At 35.7% G+C, this 19,295-nt stretch carries 18 protein-coding genes and 1 tRNA gene; 3 read left to right on the forward strand and 16 right to left on the reverse strand.

The annotated features are described in order from the left end of the window. Window positions 1-93: 93 nt before the first annotated feature. Window positions 94-2,169 (reverse strand): sodium:proton antiporter, encoded by a 2,076-nt coding sequence (locus tag FFX44_RS09180; RefSeq protein WP_289980257.1) that lies wholly within the window; start codon window positions 2,167-2,169, stop codon window positions 94-96. Window positions 2,170-2,275: 106 nt separating this feature from the next. On the opposite strand from FFX44_RS09180, the gene FFX44_RS09185 reads away from it, so the two are divergent. Further along, window positions 2,276-2,348 (forward strand) — tRNA-Ala (locus FFX44_RS09185). 87 nt (window positions 2,349-2,435) lie between these two features. After that, a complete protein-coding gene (msrB, locus tag FFX44_RS09190) occupies window positions 2,436-2,870 on the forward strand; it encodes a peptide-methionine (R)-S-oxide reductase MsrB (RefSeq protein ID WP_289980259.1) in 435 nt (144 codons plus the stop codon). Window positions 2,871-2,958: 88 nt separating this feature from the next. On the opposite strand, the gene FFX44_RS09195 is transcribed toward msrB, so the two are convergent. The 13 genes from FFX44_RS09195 to FFX44_RS09255 all read right to left on the reverse strand — a co-directional run bounded on the left by FFX44_RS09195 (window position 2,959) and on the right by FFX44_RS09255 (window position 16,078). Then, entirely contained in the window at window positions 2,959-4,353 is a 1,395-nt protein-coding gene (locus FFX44_RS09195) for an aspartate ammonia-lyase (protein ID WP_289980263.1), read from the reverse strand. Between the two features lie 156 nt (window positions 4,354-4,509). Beyond that, window positions 4,510-5,472 (reverse strand): linear amide C-N hydrolase, encoded by a 963-nt coding sequence (locus tag FFX44_RS09200; RefSeq protein ID WP_289980264.1) that lies wholly within the window; start codon window positions 5,470-5,472, stop codon window positions 4,510-4,512. Window positions 5,473-5,541: 69 nt separating this feature from the next. Next, window positions 5,542-6,534, reverse strand: coding sequence for a glycosyltransferase family 2 protein (locus FFX44_RS09205; RefSeq protein WP_289980265.1), 993 nt, complete (start codon window positions 6,532-6,534; stop codon window positions 5,542-5,544). Window positions 6,535-6,554: 20 nt separating this feature from the next. Then, entirely contained in the window at window positions 6,555-7,328 is a 774-nt protein-coding gene (locus FFX44_RS09210) for a glycosyltransferase (protein WP_289980267.1), read from the reverse strand. Between the two features lie 11 nt (window positions 7,329-7,339). Beyond that, window positions 7,340-8,353 carry a sugar transferase gene (locus FFX44_RS09215; RefSeq protein WP_289980268.1) on the reverse strand — a complete coding sequence of 338 codons (1,014 nt, stop codon included), beginning with the start codon at window positions 8,351-8,353 and terminating at the stop codon, window positions 7,340-7,342. A gap of 240 nt (window positions 8,354-8,593) precedes the next feature. After that, window positions 8,594-8,959, reverse strand: coding sequence for a TIGR02328 family protein (locus FFX44_RS09220; RefSeq protein ID WP_289980270.1), 366 nt, complete (start codon window positions 8,957-8,959; stop codon window positions 8,594-8,596). After that, window positions 8,959-9,345, reverse strand: coding sequence for a DUF1722 domain-containing protein (locus tag FFX44_RS09225; RefSeq protein ID WP_289980272.1), 387 nt, complete (start codon window positions 9,343-9,345; stop codon window positions 8,959-8,961). Before FFX44_RS09225 ends, FFX44_RS09220 begins: the two co-directional genes overlap by 1 nt. A 226-nt stretch (window positions 9,346-9,571) precedes the next feature. Continuing rightward, window positions 9,572-10,462: an EamA family transporter RarD gene (rarD, locus tag FFX44_RS09230; RefSeq protein ID WP_289980275.1), complete on the reverse strand. Its 891-nt coding sequence runs from the start codon at window positions 10,460-10,462 to the stop codon at window positions 9,572-9,574. A 36-nt stretch (window positions 10,463-10,498) separates the two neighbouring features. Continuing rightward, window positions 10,499-11,569 carry an ABC transporter substrate-binding protein gene (locus FFX44_RS09235; RefSeq protein WP_289980277.1) on the reverse strand — a complete coding sequence of 357 codons (1,071 nt, stop codon included), beginning with the start codon at window positions 11,567-11,569 and terminating at the stop codon, window positions 10,499-10,501. Window positions 11,570-11,582: 13 nt separating this feature from the next. After that, window positions 11,583-12,410, reverse strand: coding sequence for an ABC transporter permease (locus FFX44_RS09240; protein WP_289980279.1), 828 nt, complete (start codon window positions 12,408-12,410; stop codon window positions 11,583-11,585). Continuing rightward, on the reverse strand, window positions 12,407-13,210 hold the full coding sequence (locus FFX44_RS09245) for an ABC transporter permease (RefSeq protein WP_289980281.1): 804 nt from the start codon (window positions 13,208-13,210) through the stop codon (window positions 12,407-12,409). Before FFX44_RS09245 ends, FFX44_RS09240 begins: the two co-directional genes overlap by 4 nt. A 69-nt stretch (window positions 13,211-13,279) precedes the next feature. Beyond that, window positions 13,280-14,368 (reverse strand): ABC transporter ATP-binding protein, encoded by a 1,089-nt coding sequence (locus FFX44_RS09250; RefSeq protein ID WP_289980285.1) that lies wholly within the window; start codon window positions 14,366-14,368, stop codon window positions 13,280-13,282. Window positions 14,369-14,872: 504 nt separating this feature from the next. Then, window positions 14,873-16,078 (reverse strand): NAD(P)/FAD-dependent oxidoreductase, encoded by a 1,206-nt coding sequence (locus FFX44_RS09255; protein WP_289980286.1) that lies wholly within the window; start codon window positions 16,076-16,078, stop codon window positions 14,873-14,875. A 177-nt stretch (window positions 16,079-16,255) separates the two neighbouring features. Here FFX44_RS09255 and FFX44_RS09260 point away from each other — a divergent pair, with 177 nt between their 5' ends. Further along, the gene (locus FFX44_RS09260) at window positions 16,256-17,104 is read left to right on the forward strand and encodes a DUF72 domain-containing protein (protein ID WP_289980290.1); all 849 of its coding nucleotides are present in this window, start codon (window positions 16,256-16,258) and stop codon (window positions 17,102-17,104) included. 224 nt (window positions 17,105-17,328) lie between these two features. On the opposite strand, the gene FFX44_RS09265 is transcribed toward FFX44_RS09260, so the two are convergent. Beyond that, entirely contained in the window at window positions 17,329-17,739 is a 411-nt protein-coding gene (locus tag FFX44_RS09265) for a peptide deformylase (protein WP_289980292.1), read from the reverse strand. Then, a complete protein-coding gene (gene glyA / locus FFX44_RS09270; protein ID WP_289980295.1) occupies window positions 17,736-18,989 on the reverse strand; it encodes a serine hydroxymethyltransferase in 1,254 nt (417 codons plus the stop codon). The genes FFX44_RS09265 and glyA overlap by 4 nt, the downstream gene beginning before the upstream one ends. Window positions 18,990-19,295 lie beyond the last annotated feature (306 nt).

A 19,295-nucleotide genomic window follows, 5' to 3' on the forward strand; every position in this document is an offset into this window, starting at 1 on the left:
ATCATCTATTGATAAAAAGTCAAACTATTTTGTTAGATAAATGATATATAGTTCGCTTTTTATCAAATGATTAAATTACACTTTTTTAATTAATTATGAATTTAACAACAAGTTTTGTGCCGCTGCCACTTCATAATATAATCGCTTACCCAATTCTGAACCGATTTTATCATTTTGAATCATTAAGTTTATTTGTGTTAATTCATATTGTAAAACCCTACTCAATTCATTATTTTCTTCTTCCTTAGAACTCAATCGTTTTTCCATTCTATTTTGTTCCATCAGAATACTTTGCTTCAAGGTAACTACGATTGTTTTATCATCTGTTTTGTTCTCCAATTCCTTGATAAACTCTTTATCAATTGGTTCAAAAAAGCTTTCGAGTTCGTTATATGCCCTCACCCACTTATTGCGATAATCAACATCCGCATACTTTTCGAGCATCAATAATCGCTGATTGCAAGCCTTCATCCGCTCTGTAATCTGCTGTTGCTTATTCTCATTTTTGGTCCTGCCCAATCGTTGTTTATACTTAGCAATCTTATTTTTAGTATGTGTTATCTCACGGTTAACATCATTTCTTTTAAATAGCTTTCTTAAAAAATATCTCCAATTGTGCTTAATAAATTCTCCATATATTCGACTGCGCCTGAATGCTCTCTTATCAATATCAGCACTTTTGAACATTATTTTATCCCAGAGATTGATTGCATCCACTGACAAAATACCTGTACTAGCAGCCGCTCTCACAGCCTCATCACGTTTGATATTCAATTGTTTCATCACAGCATGCCATTCTTGACGATCAACCCTGTGCGAATCCTCATAGCCTAATTGCGAACGTATGCTTAACGATAACTTTTGTTTCATATTTTTTTCAATTTCAAGTTGCTCAATATAATTAGTTGCAGCATTAACTAATTCTACATGTGCTTTGCGTAATTCTTCATCTGTATATGCGGTTTCTTCCCTTTCTAGAAAGAAACGTAAAACTATTAGTGGTGTCAACAGGCTTAGCAAAATTACAAACACTGCAATTCCAAGAATTTCCTGTACAATCGCTGAATCTCGGCCTAAATTCATCGTTAGTGGAATAGTCAAAGCTAATGCGAGTGTCACCGTTCCGTGAACACCGCTAATCGCAAAAATAAACGCACTGCTACTTTCCCTATTCTGTATATAAGCATAACTGAACCTAACTACGGTCATCACACAATAGATTGTAACTGCAATACTAATCAAGCTGATCCATTCAGCGACATTCAATTTACGTGCAAAAATTTGAATAATCGAAGTTCCAAGTATTACAAAAACAATTCCATTCAATAAATCAGTTAAAATTTGCCAAAACTGATTAATCAGATTAATCATCTGTGAAGACTGAAGCATAGTTCGATCTTGTTCTTCCCGATGAAAAATTCCAGCAATCACAACCGCGATCACACCTGATACATGAACCTCTTCCGCTAACATATAAATAATGATTGGTGTCAAGACTTGTAACATAACGTGTCCTGTTAAATCATCTAGCTGGCTTCTCAGTAGAGTTTGTCTAATTTTTACTATTATTAGTGTACTGATAATTCCAAATAATGTGCCTCCTAAAGAAACAAACAAGAATTTTGAAATGCTTTCACCTGGTGATAAATGGCCTGTGATTGCCCAAATTCCAGCAAGTTCAAGTGCTACTAATCCTGATGCATCGTTAAACATCGCTTCAAAGTTCAAGGAACGCTCTATTTCTGCTGGCATTACCAGACCCTCTTTGACAGATTCAAGGGCAGTCGCATCTGTAGGAGTTGCAATAGCTGCGAGAGCTAATGCCAGTGCAATTGGCCAACCAAAAGCAAATTTAAGTATTATAGCTAAAAAGAGCATTGTAATAATTGCTAGAATTACTGCTAGTTGAATAATTTTCTTCAAATTTTTTGAAACAATTCTGATTTTTGTCTGCTGGCCTTCATAAAAAAGTAACGGTGCAATAATCAAAACCATAAACCACTCGGGATCTAGGCTAACTTCAATTTTCGCTAATCCGGGAATTACCGCTATTAAAATACCCAATAAAATCTGCCACATAGCTCGTGGAATTATTTTAAACCGCTGCGCCAAAAAATTTGCGATAATAACTGTTATAATTACTCCTAAAATTTCAAATAATATTTCCATACTTGTCCCCGCCTCATTTTTATTGCTCAAAATAATAGTATCATAACCATGTATATTTAACTTATCTTAATGACTTTCATATGCTATAATGAATTACGTTACTTTCGGGTCATTAGCTCAGTTGGGAGAGCGCCTGCTTCGCAAGTAGGAGGTCATCGGTTCAAGTCCGACATGATCCATTGAATACTCAATCCAATCATTTTACTTTGTTTTTATTAGTATGTATTATGATCGTAAACGTACAATAGAAATGAGGGATTTACACTATGACAGACAAAGAAACGCTTAGAGCACAATTATCGACAGAAGAATTCGAAGTCACACAAAATGCGGCAACCGAACGCCCATTTACCGGTAAATATGATGCTTTCTACCAAGAGGGAATCTATGTTGATGTTGTCAGCGGTGAACCACTATTTAGTTCAACAGATAAATATGATGCTGGATGCGGCTGGCCATCATTCACTAAACCAATTGACAGAACACATATTTCCGAAAAAAGTGATTGGTCATTGGGAATGCATCGTACTGAAGTCAGAAGTAAAGAAGCTTCGTCCCATCTGGGACATGTCTTTACCGATGGACCAACTGATCAAGGTGGCCTGCGCTACTGTATTAATTCAGCCGCTCTGCGCTTTATTCCAGTATCTGATTTAGAAAAAACAGGATATGATGAATTTAAAAGCTTATTTGTAAATTAGGCACCATAATATAAAGAAAACACGGATTTATGCCATTCAATTATGATGGCATAAATCCGTGTTTTCTTTCATCATGAGTAAATTCCTATTACTTTACAAAACTATAATCCCTACTCTTTGCTTGATGGAGCAAATTAGATGCACTCATTAGATTATCAAAATCACACTTTTTCATGAGCTTTTCAGATAATATAATTTCTTTAATAGAGCTTTTTTCTTTCAAGGCTCGTTTTACAATCTTTGTTGTTACTTGATATCCTAAGACTGGTGTCAAGGCAGTTGCTAAGACAACCGATTTTTCAACCTCACTCTTGCAAATATTCTGATTTATTTTAATCCCTGCAACACAATTTTCTATCAAAGTTGTAATTGCATTCTCTAAATAACTCTCATTTTGTAATAAATTTCTAAAAATTAACGGTTCAAATGCATTTAACTCAAGTTGTCCGCCTTCTGCTGCCATCGTAATTGCCATATCATTGCCAACTACTTGGAAGGCAACTTGATTTACAACCTCAGGGATGACAGGATTGATTTTACCTGGCATGATTGAGGAACCTGCCTGTCTTGCCGGTAATCTCAGCTCAGCTAGGCCAGCCTGTGGTCCACTTGATAATAATCTCAAATCGTTACTAAATTTTGATAGGTTAACTGCTAATGTCTTTAAAACTCCTGAAAATTCAACATAAACATCACAATTCTGCGTTGCATCTACTAGATTTGCAGCTGACTTTAAGGGTATTCTTGTAACTGAACTAAGCTTATCTACAATATTTTTTTGATAGATATCATCAGCATTCAGCCCTGTTCCAATAGCCGTTCCACCAAGATTAACAAAACTGAGATTATCTTTGGCATGCTCCAACCGTTGATAATCTCGTTTAAACAACGAAGCATACGCCCTAAAAGAATTACCAAAGGTTGTGGGTACTGCATCTTGTAGCTGCGTTCTCCCTAATTTAATAACATCATTAAATTCTTCTGCCTTCTTATCTAATGTCTCAATCAAATCAAGTACTTTAGTTTGTACTTTCGGAAGCAGCTTCAAAAGAGCAAGCTTCCCAGCAGTTGGAAAAGTATCATTGGTAGACTGTGCTAAGTTGACATCATCGTTAGGGCGTATCTTTTGCGACTTGCTCTGTCGATTTGCCAGATTGGCAATCACTTCATTAACATTCATATTAACCGATGTTCCAGCTCCACCTTGGAAAGCAGGAACTACAAAAGCATCTTGCCTATAATCTTCAGCAAGTAATGCATCACATGCAGCTACAATTACTTTTGCCTTTATTCCGTCCAACGCACCTGAAACATGATTCGTCATTGCAGCTGCTTTTTTTACTTCAATCATACTTATAATCAGCAATGGATTCACCAGCTCATTTGAAATCGGAAAGTTACGTACTGCTCTTGCAGCATTAATCCCAAATAAAGCATCTTCTTCTATTTCTAATTCACCAACACAATCTCTTTCAACACGCATGATATGCCTCCATTTGTAATTGTCATATTTTATAACATATAAATCATGATATACCAATTACAATAGCATTCAATATTTTATCTTCCAATCTCACTTTGAAATCCTTTGATAAGCATCCAATCCGGACTCTGATATTTAAGAAATAAAAGTATACCATTATTCAAGTACGAGTTTATCTTTTATCTCATAGATTTTTGCTTCTTTTGTTAATAGCAGCTCATCAGAGAGTATGATTTCAATTGGTAATAAATTATTGTAGGATTCAAAAAAATATCTACGTGTTTCTAAGCAAAATGCGGCACGATAGACTGTATAATTAGCCTGGTATTTCTTACTCTTGGGCACAACAACACTGTTTAAAATATGCCAGCTGCTTACAAAATTTTCTTCCTCATTCCTAGGAATATCAGTTCTTTCACGATAGTAAACTGCCCGCAAAAAGCGACCTGTTGGTGTGTACGAACTCGATGGTACTTTCTTCCCCGCAAAACTCTCAGAGCTAATTCGCTGTGGTACTTGCTTTTGAACTGCCAAATCATCCCGCATGTTAAGATAGTCGGCTAACTTAGCTGCTTGTTTCTCAAAATTAGCTGCATTCGTTACTACCCCATAGTTGTTCATTATCAACTTCATTGGACTTTGATCCGGTTCTAAAATTAAAAGCTGCCCGCTTCTATCCGTGACTGCATAATGCAGATGCGGATTCTCGTACGGACGAACTGCATTTTCACCAGACATCAGTTGAATATTTCCAATATCAGCAATAATCTCTCTAATTGATTCATATTTTCCTAACAAATAAAAAGGAAACTCAAAAGGTGCCAATCCTACATTACCTGAATTCAATTTCTGATTAAGTTTGGCCCCATGACTAAAAGTTAGCTTCTGCACGCTTAGCCCACATTCGTTAATTCCATCCGAAATATCAAACTCAAATTGTCTCTTTCTGCCAGTTCCAAGTATGCCGTATTTATTTTGGAATAAACGATTATCATAGTCAGTCTGCCAATGATACTCACGTGGCACAAAAACTGGATTTGCTTGCAATGAGTTCCAATCCATTGTCCTTGAAAAAACATGTGTCCCATCATTTGCAATTTGTAAAACACTCGTACACATCAGCTTACCTCCTCCGATTCTTGCCACTAATAGCTGCTACACCGCTACTTCAAATTCAGCCAGTGAGCTTCAACTAAGATAAAACAAACGATAAAATACACGATAAAATACACGATTCATAATTTTGAGATACAAGTTTTTAATACTCTGCTTTTTTAAATATTTATTATCTTTTCGTTTTGGAAACCATTCTTCTGTTTTTTGCCAAATCAAATCCAGTAATTCAATTCTAATTTTCTTATCTCTCAGCCTAATTACCTTACGCAACAAGACATTGCCGAAGAGATTGCGGTAAAAACGATATTCCAACTCATCATAATATTTTCCAAGTAATTGCTTTTCTTTATAATAATTCAAAATATCATCATATATCCATATAATTTCAGAAATACGCTCAGTTTCACTATAAGAAATTGAATTGCTGCGTTGTACATAATGGACCTCACACTCCGTATCAATTGCGACCTCGGAAATGTCATCTAGCCATGCTACTATCTTGAAGAAAAAATTTTGGTCTTCATACAGTTTACCCACAGGAAATCTTATCTTTGTTTTTTCAATCCACTTCCTTAAATACAGCTTATTCCAGGCTACAACTCTGCCATTTACCAAGTAATCTTCCACTGACTCATAACTTTGGCGCACATCTAACCTTGTCTTACTTTCAAAATCCCAGAAAAAATTACATTCAACAATTTTTTTTGTACCCTGATTACTTTGTGCATACATCCGCTCAAGCATCTCAGGTTCAACAAAATCATCTGAATCGATAAACAATAAATAGTTTCCAGTAGCATATTGCAGAGCATAGTTGCGTGCATCAGATAAGCCACCGTTTTGCTTATGCAAAGTTCGTACTTGCTCAAGAATTGCTTGATATTCATCACACAAATTGCCTGACCCATCTGTACTTCCATCATCGACAAGGATAATTTCAAAATCATTTTTATTCATTGTCTGAGAAAGCAGGCTGTCTACACACTTTTTCAAATAGGCCGCTACATTGTAAACCGGCACAATTACACTTATTTTTTTAGTTTTCGCATAATTTTTTTCGCTCATTACTTATTCTCCTTTTGAAATCAGTGATTAAACAACTTGCGAATTCTACGGGAAATTCCCCAGAAAATGCGGAAGAACCAATTGATTCTCATACCTGCTTTCTTACCAAACATTCTATTAATATTTCTAATAATTTTCGTATGCTGCTGGCTGCGTGCATCTTGCCAAAGCGCACTATAATGATGAATACTGATGGTATTTTTCGTTTCATTTAACTCTCCTGTTAAAAAATCCATGGGTGCAAAATATTCGGTCGGATAAAGATCAACACCTGCAATATTTTGATACTCATTTTTTTTAAGCAGTCCTTTTTTTGCAAGATAATTTGTCGTATAAACAGGGATTGCTACAATATTCATTGCACCATCTTTTTTTATGAAATCAACTGTCTCGTAGATGTCACGCAGGTCTTTGATAACTTGATTTTGCGGTTCTGCTCCAAAGCCCAGTCCAGGATTAACAGATACCCCACCTTCATTTTCTTCCATCCCCATGAAAACTCGTGATTTCAATAAATCATCAAGTGGTTTTCTTAACTCAACATCAGTATCCAGATAAATCCCGCCATTTTGATAAACAACATCAAAGCCCGCATAATCAGATACAAAACTCCATTTTTTCCGGTCATACGCTTGTTTCATATATTTGTTTTTTTTAATATCATAGTTGGATTCATCCCACTGAATTATCTCATACTCAGGGCATAATTCATGCCACTGTGCAATATACTTCTTGTACTCTTCTGGTAATTCATTGCCGCCAAACCAACAATAGTGAATCTTCTTAGGTATCATTCAGTTCTCCTCTAGTTTAATTCTAATAATTTTTGGATGGCTTGCGTGATATAATGCCCATCCCTGATTTTTTGTCCAATAATCCTTACATTGTTGCACATCTCTCGATAATTCTCTTCAGTCACATCAGCAAGGATTCTATCAAGTTCAGCCAAACTATTAATCGTAATTCCCAAGCCATTGTGCTCTACAAAGCTCGCTAAAGCAGCTTGTTTCCAGACAATTACAGGTAAACCAGAGCTTAAATAAAGTGATGCTTTGTGAGGATTATTGTATTTGAGGTATTCACCAAAAATTCCGTTACATTCTGTTAAACTATCCCCATCCCAAATTAAACCAAAGCTCTGCTTAAGATATTTTGGAAGCTCTTCTGGTGAATATGAACCTTGATAGTTAATATTTTCTGGATACTTATCAGCTTGATTTGGACCATACAAGTATAGCGGAATCTCACTATCCATCTTTTTTAAAAACTCTGATTTACCAAGATTTCCAGCAAAACAGATTGTTCGCTCATATTTATCATGCTTTACCATCACTTGTGGATTATCATAGTCAAAAATTCCCAGTGAGACAATTGGCTTAATCATGCCTGCTTGTTTGAGCCACTTAACCATTTCTTCATTATGGGCAATTACCCCATCACTTTTATTAAAAAAAGCAATCTCTTCTGCAATATATTCAGGTTCATCACGGTGCAACCTTAATGATTCAACATCATGTAACAACAAAAAGATTTTTGTACCCCTTTTCTTCTTAACTTCATCAATAATTTTATTATTTGTTCGCTCGTTAAAGGCTGGATATTGAAACAAGACATTCTGCATTTTTTGTTTTTTTATTTCCCGTGGAATATCCCACATAACCTGTTTAATACTCATTAGCTCAGCTTTGCGTGCACCGTTAAAATAGAAGATAATGCTTTTAAAATCTGCCTTTTTCAAAAAATTAACAACATCCATCTTGGCCTTAGGACCTGCCTCATACTGTGTTTTATCATACATTGAAATCACAAAATCACTCATAATCTACCTGTCCATTTCCTATATATATATTGAAGATTTCCTATAATTCATTATACCCGATTGTTCAAAAAAATGAGAGTGTGATATAAAGCATTAAATTTGAGTAAATACTGTTCCTTACAAGCATAGCATGTGATTCACTCTATCAAGATAGATAAAAAATTCTGCTGTTAATTGATTTTTATCAATTAATAACAGAATTAATCATAGAATTTTTATTTAATTACCAAATAATTTCTTCTAACTTATAAAGATTCCCTTCTCGGCCAAATTATCAATGCATTCCTGCAGATATCGTTCATCATGCTCTGGATAAATTGGCTTTGTCTTCTCCTCTTTACTCAAGTTCTTATATGGAACACAAGATTTCCCGCGATAGTCTTTATCATACCAAGCTATATCCGGTTGATAGCCTCTTTTTTTCATCTCACCCATTACCAAAATATGAAATTGATACAGCTTATAAGGTGAATATAAGAACACATAGTCTACTGTTGCATGTTTTTTCCCCCAACCATTCCCTCTAAGAGCTGCAATTTCCCTGTGTTGTCCCAAAAGTTGCTGCCTTGGTAATTTTGTAATAAGTGCTTCATGCCATAATCTCATTATTTGTTATTCGCCTTTCTTAATTTTCTTATCAATATTGATTCTGCGAGATATTTAACTTCATATTCATCTGTTAATTCAACCAAATATCGTCCTAATTCATCGTTTGCTTCTTCAAGCTTGTTTAGCAGCACTTGATACTTCCTCTTTTCTTCAAACGTTGCCTTATTTTTGAAATATCCCCAAACATGTTGATAAGCAGTCGTTAGAGTTTCTTTTGTTGGTAACATAGAATCTGCCTCTTGCAAAATTTGCTGATATCTTTGCTGACATTTTTCATCCCACTGGTTTCCTTTTGCCAAAGCCCTAATCTCATTATAGAATTGCTGCGAACGTGACATCACCCAATATTTGTTCTGTGCCCAAGATTCCTGCCACTTTTCCATTATGTACCACCTAACCTATCCTTTTATTCCATTTTACAGACCTAGTTTACTAAATCAAAATTCTCTGCTTTATTGTGCCCCAAAATTGGACTTTCTTGTAGTGCAGCCACAATCTAATTATTTATACTGCAAAAAATAATTTGGATGCCAAAGAGAGACCGGCCAAAAGTTAAATTTTGAACCAGTCTCTCCATTTTTTACGAATGAACATATTTCATAAGTCATTCTATTGTCTTCCGTGCTTAAGCCGGTGCAATCCATGTACATTACCTAGAATAAAGACCAGAATTCCTAACCATATAAATACAAAGACAACCGCTTTATGCCAACTGAATGATTCGTGTATTACAAAAATTGCCATCAACAACTGAATTGTTGGATTCAAATATTGAATGAATCCAAGTGTGATAAAATCAGTATTCTTTGTTGCCACTGCAAATAATAACAATGGAATTATCGTGATAATCCCACTAAATATCAGCAAAGTTGTTACTCCAGCTCCATCTTGCGTTATTACATGAGGTGAAAGCAAAAGATATATTATGGCAACTGGTGCTACAAAAAGGGTTTCCAATGTTAATGAAATAGTCGCAGGTAACTGAACTTGTTTCTTAATTAATCCATAAAAGCAAAAAGAAGCAGCCATTAATAGTGTATTTAGAGGGAGCGAACCTGCTTGAATTGTCAGAATTACTACCCCAAGAATAACCAATAAAAGAGCAATTACCTTTGAACGCGATAGTTTTTCATGCAGAAATATAAGTGCAACAATAACATTCATTAATGGCATTATATAGTATCCTAGACTCGCTTCTGTTGCTTCGTGATGCGTAACCATGTAGATATAAATAAACCAGTTAAGAGAGATTAAATATGAACTTAGAATAATCCAAAAAATTTTGCGGTTCTGAACCAGCTCCTTAATTGTTCCCCAAATAGTTCCCCAATCCTTTTGGACAGTCAGAACAATACTAATTGTAATTAACGAAAACACAATTCTATATGCAAGTGTATCCAATGCAGGCACCACACTGAGTAGTTCCCAAAACACACTCAATAGGCCCCATAAAGTATATGCTGCCAAACCTGTACTTATACCTAAACGTCTTTTCTCCATCGCTCTTCTCCTCCGTTAACCTCACTGTCATTAAAACTAGTGCATCTTAAATTGTAAGAACAAATCATTATATTTGCTCAAATTCTTCTGTGACAAAGCATCATACACTTCAAGATGCGCTATTGTTTTATTCGTTGGATACATTACTTTATCGCTTTGCATGCTTTTTGGCAACATCTTCTTTGCCGCTTTGTTTGGTGTGGCATATGCTACATATTCTGCATTTTGAGCAGCATTTTCTGGTTTTAACATAAAATTCAAAAACGCATAAGCGCCCTTGATGTTTTTCGCCGTTTTGGGGATAACCATGTTGTCAAACCAGATATTTGAACCCTCTTCTGGAATCGTGTAACGCAGATTCTTGTTATTATCCATCATCTCCATTGCTTCTCCAGAGTAAGATACGGCAACGGGTGCCTCATCTTGTGCCATGTAAACTTTAATCTCATCAGCCAAAATTGCTTTAACATTGGGCGACAATTTTTTAAGTTTTTCATATGCTGCTTGCAAGTCTTTGGAATTAGTATCATTGACCGACTTGCCTTGACTATTCAAAGTTAATCCCATAATCTCGCGTGCCCCATCAATCAGCATAATACTATTCTTGAACTTAGAACTCCATAAATCATTCCAATGTTTAACTTCACTTGCTTTCACATATTTATCATTATAGATAATTCCTAATGTACCCCAAAAATACGGCAGAGAATACTGATTGCCTGGATCAAATGAAAGATTCAAAAACTTAGAGTCAATGTTGCTTAATCCCTTCAACTTGCGATGGTCAATTGGCAATAATAAATGATTATTAATCATCTTTTTAATTGTGTAATCACTAGGAACTGCAATATCATAAGCAGTTCCTCCCTGCTTAATCTTCGTGTACATTGCTTCATTAGAATCAAATGTCTCATATGAAACCTTGTACCCAGTTTGTTTTTCGAATTTCGTAATCAACTTGGGATCTATGTAATCCCCCCAGTTAAAAATATTAACGACCTGATTACTTTTCCCACTGCCACTATCTTTTTCAAGCTCAAATGAAACTATGAAAAGTGCAAGGCAAATCAGAATAATTCCGAAAAACATGATATTTAGTTTTTTCACCTACTCTACCCCACTATCTAATCAAGTTTTGTTGAACTTTCTGGTCTTTACGCTTATCCTTAGGGCTATCCTTACTGATGAAATAATATCCAATAACTAAGATTAGAGAAAATAGGAACATTAGGGCACTCAAAGCATTAATTTCCAAGCTGATTCCCTGACGTGCTCTTGAGTATATTTCAACAGAAAGTGTTTCGAAGCCATTCCCCGTCACAAAAAATGTTACTGCAAAATCATCTAACGAATAAGTAAATGCCATGAAATAGCCTGCAATCATTCCAGGAGTAATAATCGGCAAAATTACTCCTTTTAGTATCTGCCATTGATTTGCACCAAGATCTTGTGCCACATTAATAAATGAAGGATTCATTTCTTGTAATTTGGGCAGTACCATCAAGACAACAATTGGAATACTGAATGCAATATGCGAAAGCAAGACAGAGGTAAAGCCTAGGTTAATGCCAAGCACTGTAAAGAAAATCAAAAAACTTGAGCCAATGATTACATCAGGTGAGACTAAAAGAATATTATTTAAGCCTAAAATTAAGGTTCGGACTTGTGGATTTTTGATTGAATATATTCCGAGAGCTCCACTTGTACCGATAATCGTAGCAAGCAAAGAAGAAAGAAAGGCTAAGAAAAAAGTCTGAACAGTAATTAAAATCAATCTTTGATCTGCCCATATTTCTTGATAATATACCCATGTGAAATGCGTAAAATGATTCATCCCGCCACTGCTATTGAAGGAGTAGAAAATTAAGTAAAAAATAGGTAAATACAATACTAAAAAAGCAATTATCAAATACAAATTACGTCCGTAATGCCTCTTTGCAGTATTCATTGCCTTCTCCTCCTTTTCTTTTCACCTGTGAGAAACATAATCAGTATCATTGTCGCAATCAAAATGACTCCAATTGTTGACCCCATTCCCCAATCCTGTGTAACGAGGAAATTCTCCTCAATTGCAGTTCCCAGTGTGATCACTTTGTTCCCACCAATTAGACGTGTCAGCATAAACAAAGAGAGTGATGGGATAAAAACAACCTGAACTCCACTTTTTATCCCGTTCAAGGTCAGTGGAAAGATCACATTCCAAAAAGTCTGAAATCTGTTGGCTCCCAAGTCACGACTGACATTGATTAGTGATTCATCTAGTTCATCAACTGCGTTAAAGATTGGTAAAATCATGAATGGTAATTCAATATAAGCAGCAACCAGCATAAAACTAGCATTGGTAAACAACAACTGATGCGAACCTAAGCCCAGCCATTCTAATGAATTATTGACCGGCCCAGCTTGACTAAAGATTCCAATAAATGCATAGGCCTTCAATAAGATATTTATCCATGTCGGTAAGATAATTAGCATTAGCCAAAGCTGTTTATATTTTGTTTTTGTTAGAAAATAAGCTGTCGGATAACTAAGCAACAGTGTAATTAGTGTAATCAATCCCGCATAAAAAACTGAATTAAAAGTCATCCGCAAATAAGAACTGATTTTAAAGAAACTTTCATAATTGTTAATTGTAAAATTCCCATTAATACCGATAAACGATTGATATAGAATTAATGCAACAGGAGCTAGGACAAATAAGAGCAACCATAGGACATACGAACTGAAATAAAGCCCTTTTGCTTTCATATTATTTCCCCCTCAACTTTTTTGATTTTTACTATTAAGCAAGCAAAATTTTTTACCACAAATATATTCCTAACTCTGTTGGTAATCTTCTAAGCGCTGATAAAAATCAACCTCAGTTTCATTAAAACGCATGATATGAATTGCCGCAGGTTCAAAATCTAAACCGACATTTGCCCCAACCTCAACTTTTTTTGTAGACCTAATCTTCCATTCATTTCCATCTACATCGGTACAAACGATCTCGTAATGAACCCCACGGAATAATTGTGAGATAACCGTTCCGACAACTTTGCCTGTTTGCGCTGACGTTACTTCAATATCTTCTGGACGCAAAACAACTTCGATTGGTTCATTCTCTTTCATTCCACCATCAACACATTCAAAAGTTCGACCTGCAAACTTGACCTGCCCATCAGTAATCATCGTTCCTTCAACAATATTGCTTTCCCCGATGAAATCAGCAACAAACCGGTTCAAGGGTTCATCATAAATTGCGATTGGCGTTCCTCGCTGAATTATCTTGCCATGATTCATTACAAAGATCTCATCACTCATTGCAAGTGCTTCTTCTTGATCATGTGTGACAAAAATAAAAGTGATTCCTAATCTTTTTTGCAATTCGCGCAATTCATACTGCATTTCCTTTCGTAACTTCATATCTAACGCTGACAGTGGTTCATCTAATAACAACACCTCTGGTTCATTTACTAAAGCTCTAGCGATTGCAACTCGCTGTTTTTGCCCACCAGACATCTCACTGATTTCGCGATCTCCAAAATCTGGTAACCGTACCATTTTGAGAGCATCATTTACTTTTTCTTTAATTTCTTTTTTACTTTTCTTCTTAATCTTCAGTCCAAATGCGATATTATCAAATACGTTCAAATGCGGAAAAAGTGCATAATCTTGAAAAACAGTGTTAATTTTGCGCTTATTAGCAGGAATGTGATTTATTTTTTGGTCATTCATCAAAATATCACCAGAACTCTCCTCAATGAACCCTGCAATTAGAGATAATGTCGTCGTCTTACCACAGCCAGACGGCCCCAGCAGAGTATAAAACTTGCCTTTCTCTAATTTAAAGCTGATTTTTTCTAAAATTACTGTATCTTTATATTTCTTGGTCACATTACGAAATGTAATAATTGGTTCAACCATTTTGATACCCTCCCCAAATAAATTAACTCTTGCCTCGCCTCATTTTTTTTTGGGTGCTTTTGCTAGTTAGAAGTTTTAAGATCCTTTTTCACTTTTGCATTAGTCTCAACAAATCTAATCCGCGAGGAGTTTGTCAAATAGTTTTTTATGAACATTCAAAAGGGAAAGCCCTCTTCATTAGCTAGCACTACAGCCAGATGGGAGACTTTCCCACGAATTAGTTTAACAGAATTAAAAGTAATAGACCACATTATTTTTAGTTTTCATGAAATAATAGAAAAATAATTGGATATCTATTAGTAATTGTTTATTACTGCATACTAATTACGAATAGTTAACATGCTTGAAATATTATGGTTACGCATTAAATCAGAGTAAAAAGTATCTCCATTCCAGTACTCTCGAACTAATTTAACTTTTGACCAGTCTCATAAAAAACACCCCATAATAATTAGATTTTCTAACTGTTATGGGGCACTTTTTACTGCTTTATTATTTCAATCTCTATTCGACTGCTTCAAGCTTCACCACTTTATTTAATTCTTCAACTGTCGGTTGTTTCTTTAAAATACCTTTCAGATGTCCCAGATTCACATCAGAACTCCAAGACAATACTCCAGCCAATATTTTTTTATCAAAATAATAAACAATATACTGCTCGTCTCCGAGCTTCTCTGCATACATCTTTAATCCTGAATTAACGTTGCCAAACGCTTCCCAATTAATATCAAATACCCAACTATAAAAGACTGGTGTATAATCATAAATACCAGTCTCGCCAGCCATCTGTTTACCAACAAATAATCCTGAATTAATAGCATGCCTTACATGACCTGCACTTTGGCGACTCAAAATCTGGTCGGGATATGAAATAATGTCTCCTGCTGCCCAAATATCAGCCGCTGTCGTTTTAAGCTGCTCGTCAACAATGACTCCATGCTCATCAACTTCGAGTCCAGCTGCACTTGCTAAACTATAATCTGTGAATGCACCAATTCCTAAGACAAGCCCGGCACCTTGCAGTACAGTTCCATCATTCAGTTGAACTTTAACCCCATCTCCAACAAGTTCATAACCAGATGCTTTACTATTATGATAGATTTTGATCCCCGCCGCAAGATACTTTTGTTCATACTTTTCACTTAAGAATATAGGGAACTTCTTATCAAAAATTCTGTCACCAGTAATTACTAATGAAACTTTGGTATCGCTTTGAATCAATCCAGCAGCAATTTCACTTCCAATATAGCCATTTCCCACAACAATCACATGCTTGCCTTTGCCGCTAAATTTGCGAATTTTAAGATAATCCTGCTTCGATCTTAGTGCAACTACCCGCTCGCTGCTCTCTCCTTTAAGCGCTTTCGCTTCACTCCCAGTTGCAAGCAGTAATTTATCATATGCATACTCCTCACCCTTGTCAGTTTTTACAATATGCTTTTCAGGAATGATTTTTATTACCCTAGTTGCTAAGGTTATCTCTGCATTGTATTTTTGTGCCGTGTGAAAATCAATATCTTCATCATGAAAATCTGGGTCTACCCAAAGCTTTTTACTTAAAGCCGGTCTAGCATAAGGTTCATCTATATCCGCTGAAATAATTCCAATCGTTCCTCCCTTATCTATCGACCGAATACCAGCGACTGCCTGATCTGCAGCCATTCCGCCACCAACAATTAAATAATTATATTTTTTATTTTCTTTTGTCATTTAGCTTACCTCCCATTATTGATAAAGCAAGATTACTTTTAATTGAAATTTAAATAGTATCCTAAGCATATTATAGAGGAATTGTTAGTCAACTTAAAAAAATTTGCTTATTTTTTATTTTAGATTAACAGAAATGTTACAATTAATTGACTATTACAAGAAACGGAGCGATTCAGGATGTACACGATTGGACTAACTTCATGGAGTGAGCATAAATCATTGATTAAGAACATCAACCGCCCGCTGACTCTGCAAGAATACAGTGCTTTTTTCCCAACAGTTGAACTTGATACCTTCTTCTATGGTATACCACGTGTTACAAGTGTTGCTGCTTGGCTTACTCAAGTTCCCAGTGATTTCAAATTCGTTATCAAAGCTAATCATTCTTTTACACTTCATCCTGGAGAAAATCTGACTAAAGCTGAAATCTCGAAAAAAATCTGCACATTCAAAGAAGCCATTAGTCCGCTAGTTGACAACAATGCTCTTAAAACTATTTTATGCCAGTTCCCGCCATATTTTGATGCCACAACAAAAAATGTGGCTTATCTAAGATATCTGATAAAGGAACTTACTGGTTTGCCACTCTCCTTTGAATTCAGAAATCACAGTTGGTTTAATGCACCTACGTTCAACTCACTAGTTAGCTTTTGTACTCAAAATAATATAACTTTGGTTGTTGTAGATGAACCATCTGTCGGACAATTGTCAGTACCTTTCAAACCTATTATCACTAACAAACAACTTCTCTTGGTTCGCCTACATGGCAGGAATGAAGCAGGGTGGCAACATAAAGGACCTGATTGGCGTAAGTACAGGACATTCTATGATTACTCCGATAATGAACTTAGTAGATTAAAAGATACTTTGATACTTCAACAAAATTCAGTCCAAGAAATCTGTATTATCTTCAACAATAATTCTGGCGGTCATGCAGCTAAAAATGCACTGTCATTGAAAAAAATGCTGAATATCAAATTCAACAATTTGAATAAACAGCCCCCAGAGCAATTGGACTTTTTTTGATTTTAGTTATAAAAATTGAATGCTTTGAGATTGAAAAAGCCCCACATATGGAACACATTTATTCGTAATAAAGAGCGGAGCTAGATAAAATTTAACTTTGAATTTACTTGTGTATTTGGTCATAAAAAATACCCCATAATAATTAGATTTTTGTCTAACTGTTATAGAGCGCTTAATAAAACGAATTTTTTCTATCCAATACTTCCACTATTCGTACTTATTTGTTAAATAATAATACCCTCACAATGATCTATCTCATGTTGAATAATTTGTGCAATCAGCCCTGAAAAAGACTGTTTTTGGTGGACAAATTGCCTATCCAAATACTCAACCGTAATATTTTCGTATCGCCTTGTTGACCTTTCACCAACTAGGGATAAACAACCTTCTTTTGCTTGGTAAGACTTACTTTTTCCAGTAACTTGGGGATTAATCATTGGGACTGCAAATGGTCCCATCTGACAAATAATTATCCGCTTGTATTCACCAATCATATTTGCCGCCATTCCAATACACTCATCTTCATGTGCCGCTAATGTATCTGCTAAATTGATAATTATCTGCTTATCAGAACTCGTCGCCTCTTTAGACTTAAGCTGTAACTTGCTGATTTCTTTATTAATTCCGCAAATCATCTGTTAGCCCCATTCGCATAGATTGGATGTGCGTCTGTTAATGACTTTACCTCTTGCACAACTTTTTTTAGTACCTCTGAATCTGCAGAAGATTCCAGTACCTCTACAATCAACTTTGCAACTTTTACTGCATCGTCTTCACTGAATCCACGACTGGTAATTGCAGCAGTTCCTACCCGAATCCCACTAGTCTTGAATGGGCTCAATGTTTCAAACGGAATTGAGTTCTTATTAACAGTGATGTTAACTGAATCTAACAACTTCTCAGCCTGTTTACCATTTAACCCAAAACCTAATACATCCACTAGAATCAAATGATTATCAGTCCCACCAGAAACCAAGCGTGCTTTGTCAGTATTTTCAAATACTCCTGCCATCGCTGCTGTATTCGTAATAATTTGCTTGCAATATTCCTTGAAATTAGGATCAAGAGCTTCCTTGAATGCAGCAGCCTTACCAGCAATCACATGTTCTAATGGACCACCCTGTATTCCCGGGAAAATTGCACTATTAATTTTCTTAGCCAATTCTTCATCATTTGTTAAAATCATTCCGCCACGAGGTCCACGTAAAGTCTTATGTGTTGTAGTAGTCGTAATATCAGCATATGGGACTGGGCTTGGATGCAGCCCAGTTGCAACAAGACCAGCAATATGGGCCATATCAACCATGAGTTTTGCGCCAACTTCATCTGCAATTTTCTTAAACCTTGCAAAATCAATTATTCTTGAATAAGCGCTTGCCCCCGCAACAATCAACTTTGGTTGATATTCCTTGGCTAATTCTAAAATTTTATCATAATTAAGCTTTTCAGTATTTTTGTCTACCCCATATCCAACAAAATTATATGTTTTTCCACTAAAATTAACTGGTGAACCATGAGTTAGGTGTCCTCCTGCAGCTAAGTCCATTCCTAAAACAGTATCACCGGGTTGAATCAAAGCCAAATATGCCGCAGCATTTGCCTGTGAACCTGAGTGCGGCTGTACATTAGCAAATTTTGCGCCAAATAATTTCTTAGCGCGCTCAATTGCTAAGTTTTCGACAACATCTATGTACTCGCATCCGCCATAATATCGCTTTCCTGGATACCCTTCTGCATATTTGTTAGTTAGTACGCTTCCTTGAGCAGCAAGTACAGCTTTTGATACAATATTTTCTGAGGCAATCAACTCCAAATTTCCTTGTTGTCGCTTCTCTTCAGCAGCAATTGCCTGCCACAATTCTGGATCAAATTCTTTGTAATCCATCTACTAATCATCTCCGTTCTTGTTTGCTATTGTACCATAGCAAAATCAGAGTGTGACACAAGTTGAGAAAATTTGAGCACTAACCAAAATTACGAACATGGCATGTTCTTTGCTATGAGTAATTTGAAGTTAGGCGGAGAATTTTGACTTGTGGAACACGTTTAATCAGAGTGTGACACAAGTGAAGTGCCTTACAAAACTTGGACGTGTAAATCAAGTTTTGGAGGTGCTTTTTTGACACGTAATTATACCTACAGTTTTAAGCTGAAAGTTGTTAAAGAATATTTAAATGGTGAAAATTCATTA

This window comes from Lactobacillus sp. UCMA15818, from assembly GCF_030400225.1.
Taxonomy (GTDB): domain Bacteria; phylum Bacillota; class Bacilli; order Lactobacillales; family Lactobacillaceae; genus Liquorilactobacillus.

Bases quoted from the DNA above. Each gene is read 5' to 3' on its own strand.
- FFX44_RS09180 (WP_289980257.1), bottom strand. From the start codon at position 2,169: ATGGAAATATTATTTGAAATTTTAGGAGTAATTATAACAGTTATTATC.
- msrB (WP_289980259.1), top strand. From the start codon at position 2,436: ATGACAGACAAAGAAACGCTTAGAGCACAATTATCGACAGAAGAATTC.
- FFX44_RS09195 (WP_289980263.1), bottom strand. From the start codon at position 4,353: ATGCGTGTTGAAAGAGATTGTGTTGGTGAATTAGAAATAGAAGAAGAT.
- FFX44_RS09200 (WP_289980264.1), bottom strand. From the start codon at position 5,472: ATGTGTACGAGTGTTTTACAAATTGCAAATGATGGGACACATGTTTTT.
- FFX44_RS09205 (WP_289980265.1), bottom strand. From the start codon at position 6,534: ATGAGCGAAAAAAATTATGCGAAAACTAAAAAAATAAGTGTAATTGTG.
- FFX44_RS09210 (WP_289980267.1), bottom strand. From the start codon at position 7,328: ATGATACCTAAGAAGATTCACTATTGTTGGTTTGGCGGCAATGAATTA.
- FFX44_RS09215 (WP_289980268.1), bottom strand. From the start codon at position 8,353: ATGAGTGATTTTGTGATTTCAATGTATGATAAAACACAGTATGAGGCA.
- FFX44_RS09220 (WP_289980270.1), bottom strand. From the start codon at position 8,959: ATGAGATTATGGCATGAAGCACTTATTACAAAATTACCAAGGCAGCAA.
- FFX44_RS09225 (WP_289980272.1), bottom strand. From the start codon at position 9,345: ATGGAAAAGTGGCAGGAATCTTGGGCACAGAACAAATATTGGGTGATG.
- rarD (WP_289980275.1), bottom strand. From the start codon at position 10,462: ATGGAGAAAAGACGTTTAGGTATAAGTACAGGTTTGGCAGCATATACT.
- FFX44_RS09240 (WP_289980279.1), bottom strand. From the start codon at position 12,410: ATGAATACTGCAAAGAGGCATTACGGACGTAATTTGTATTTGATAATT.
- FFX44_RS09245 (WP_289980281.1), bottom strand. From the start codon at position 13,210: ATGAAAGCAAAAGGGCTTTATTTCAGTTCGTATGTCCTATGGTTGCTC.
- FFX44_RS09250 (WP_289980285.1), bottom strand. From the start codon at position 14,368: ATGGTTGAACCAATTATTACATTTCGTAATGTGACCAAGAAATATAAA.
- FFX44_RS09255 (WP_289980286.1), bottom strand. From the start codon at position 16,078: ATGACAAAAGAAAATAAAAAATATAATTATTTAATTGTTGGTGGCGGA.
- FFX44_RS09260 (WP_289980290.1), top strand. From the start codon at position 16,256: ATGTACACGATTGGACTAACTTCATGGAGTGAGCATAAATCATTGATT.
- FFX44_RS09265 (WP_289980292.1), bottom strand. From the start codon at position 17,739: ATGATTTGCGGAATTAATAAAGAAATCAGCAAGTTACAGCTTAAGTCT.
- glyA (WP_289980295.1), bottom strand. From the start codon at position 18,989: ATGGATTACAAAGAATTTGATCCAGAATTGTGGCAGGCAATTGCTGCT.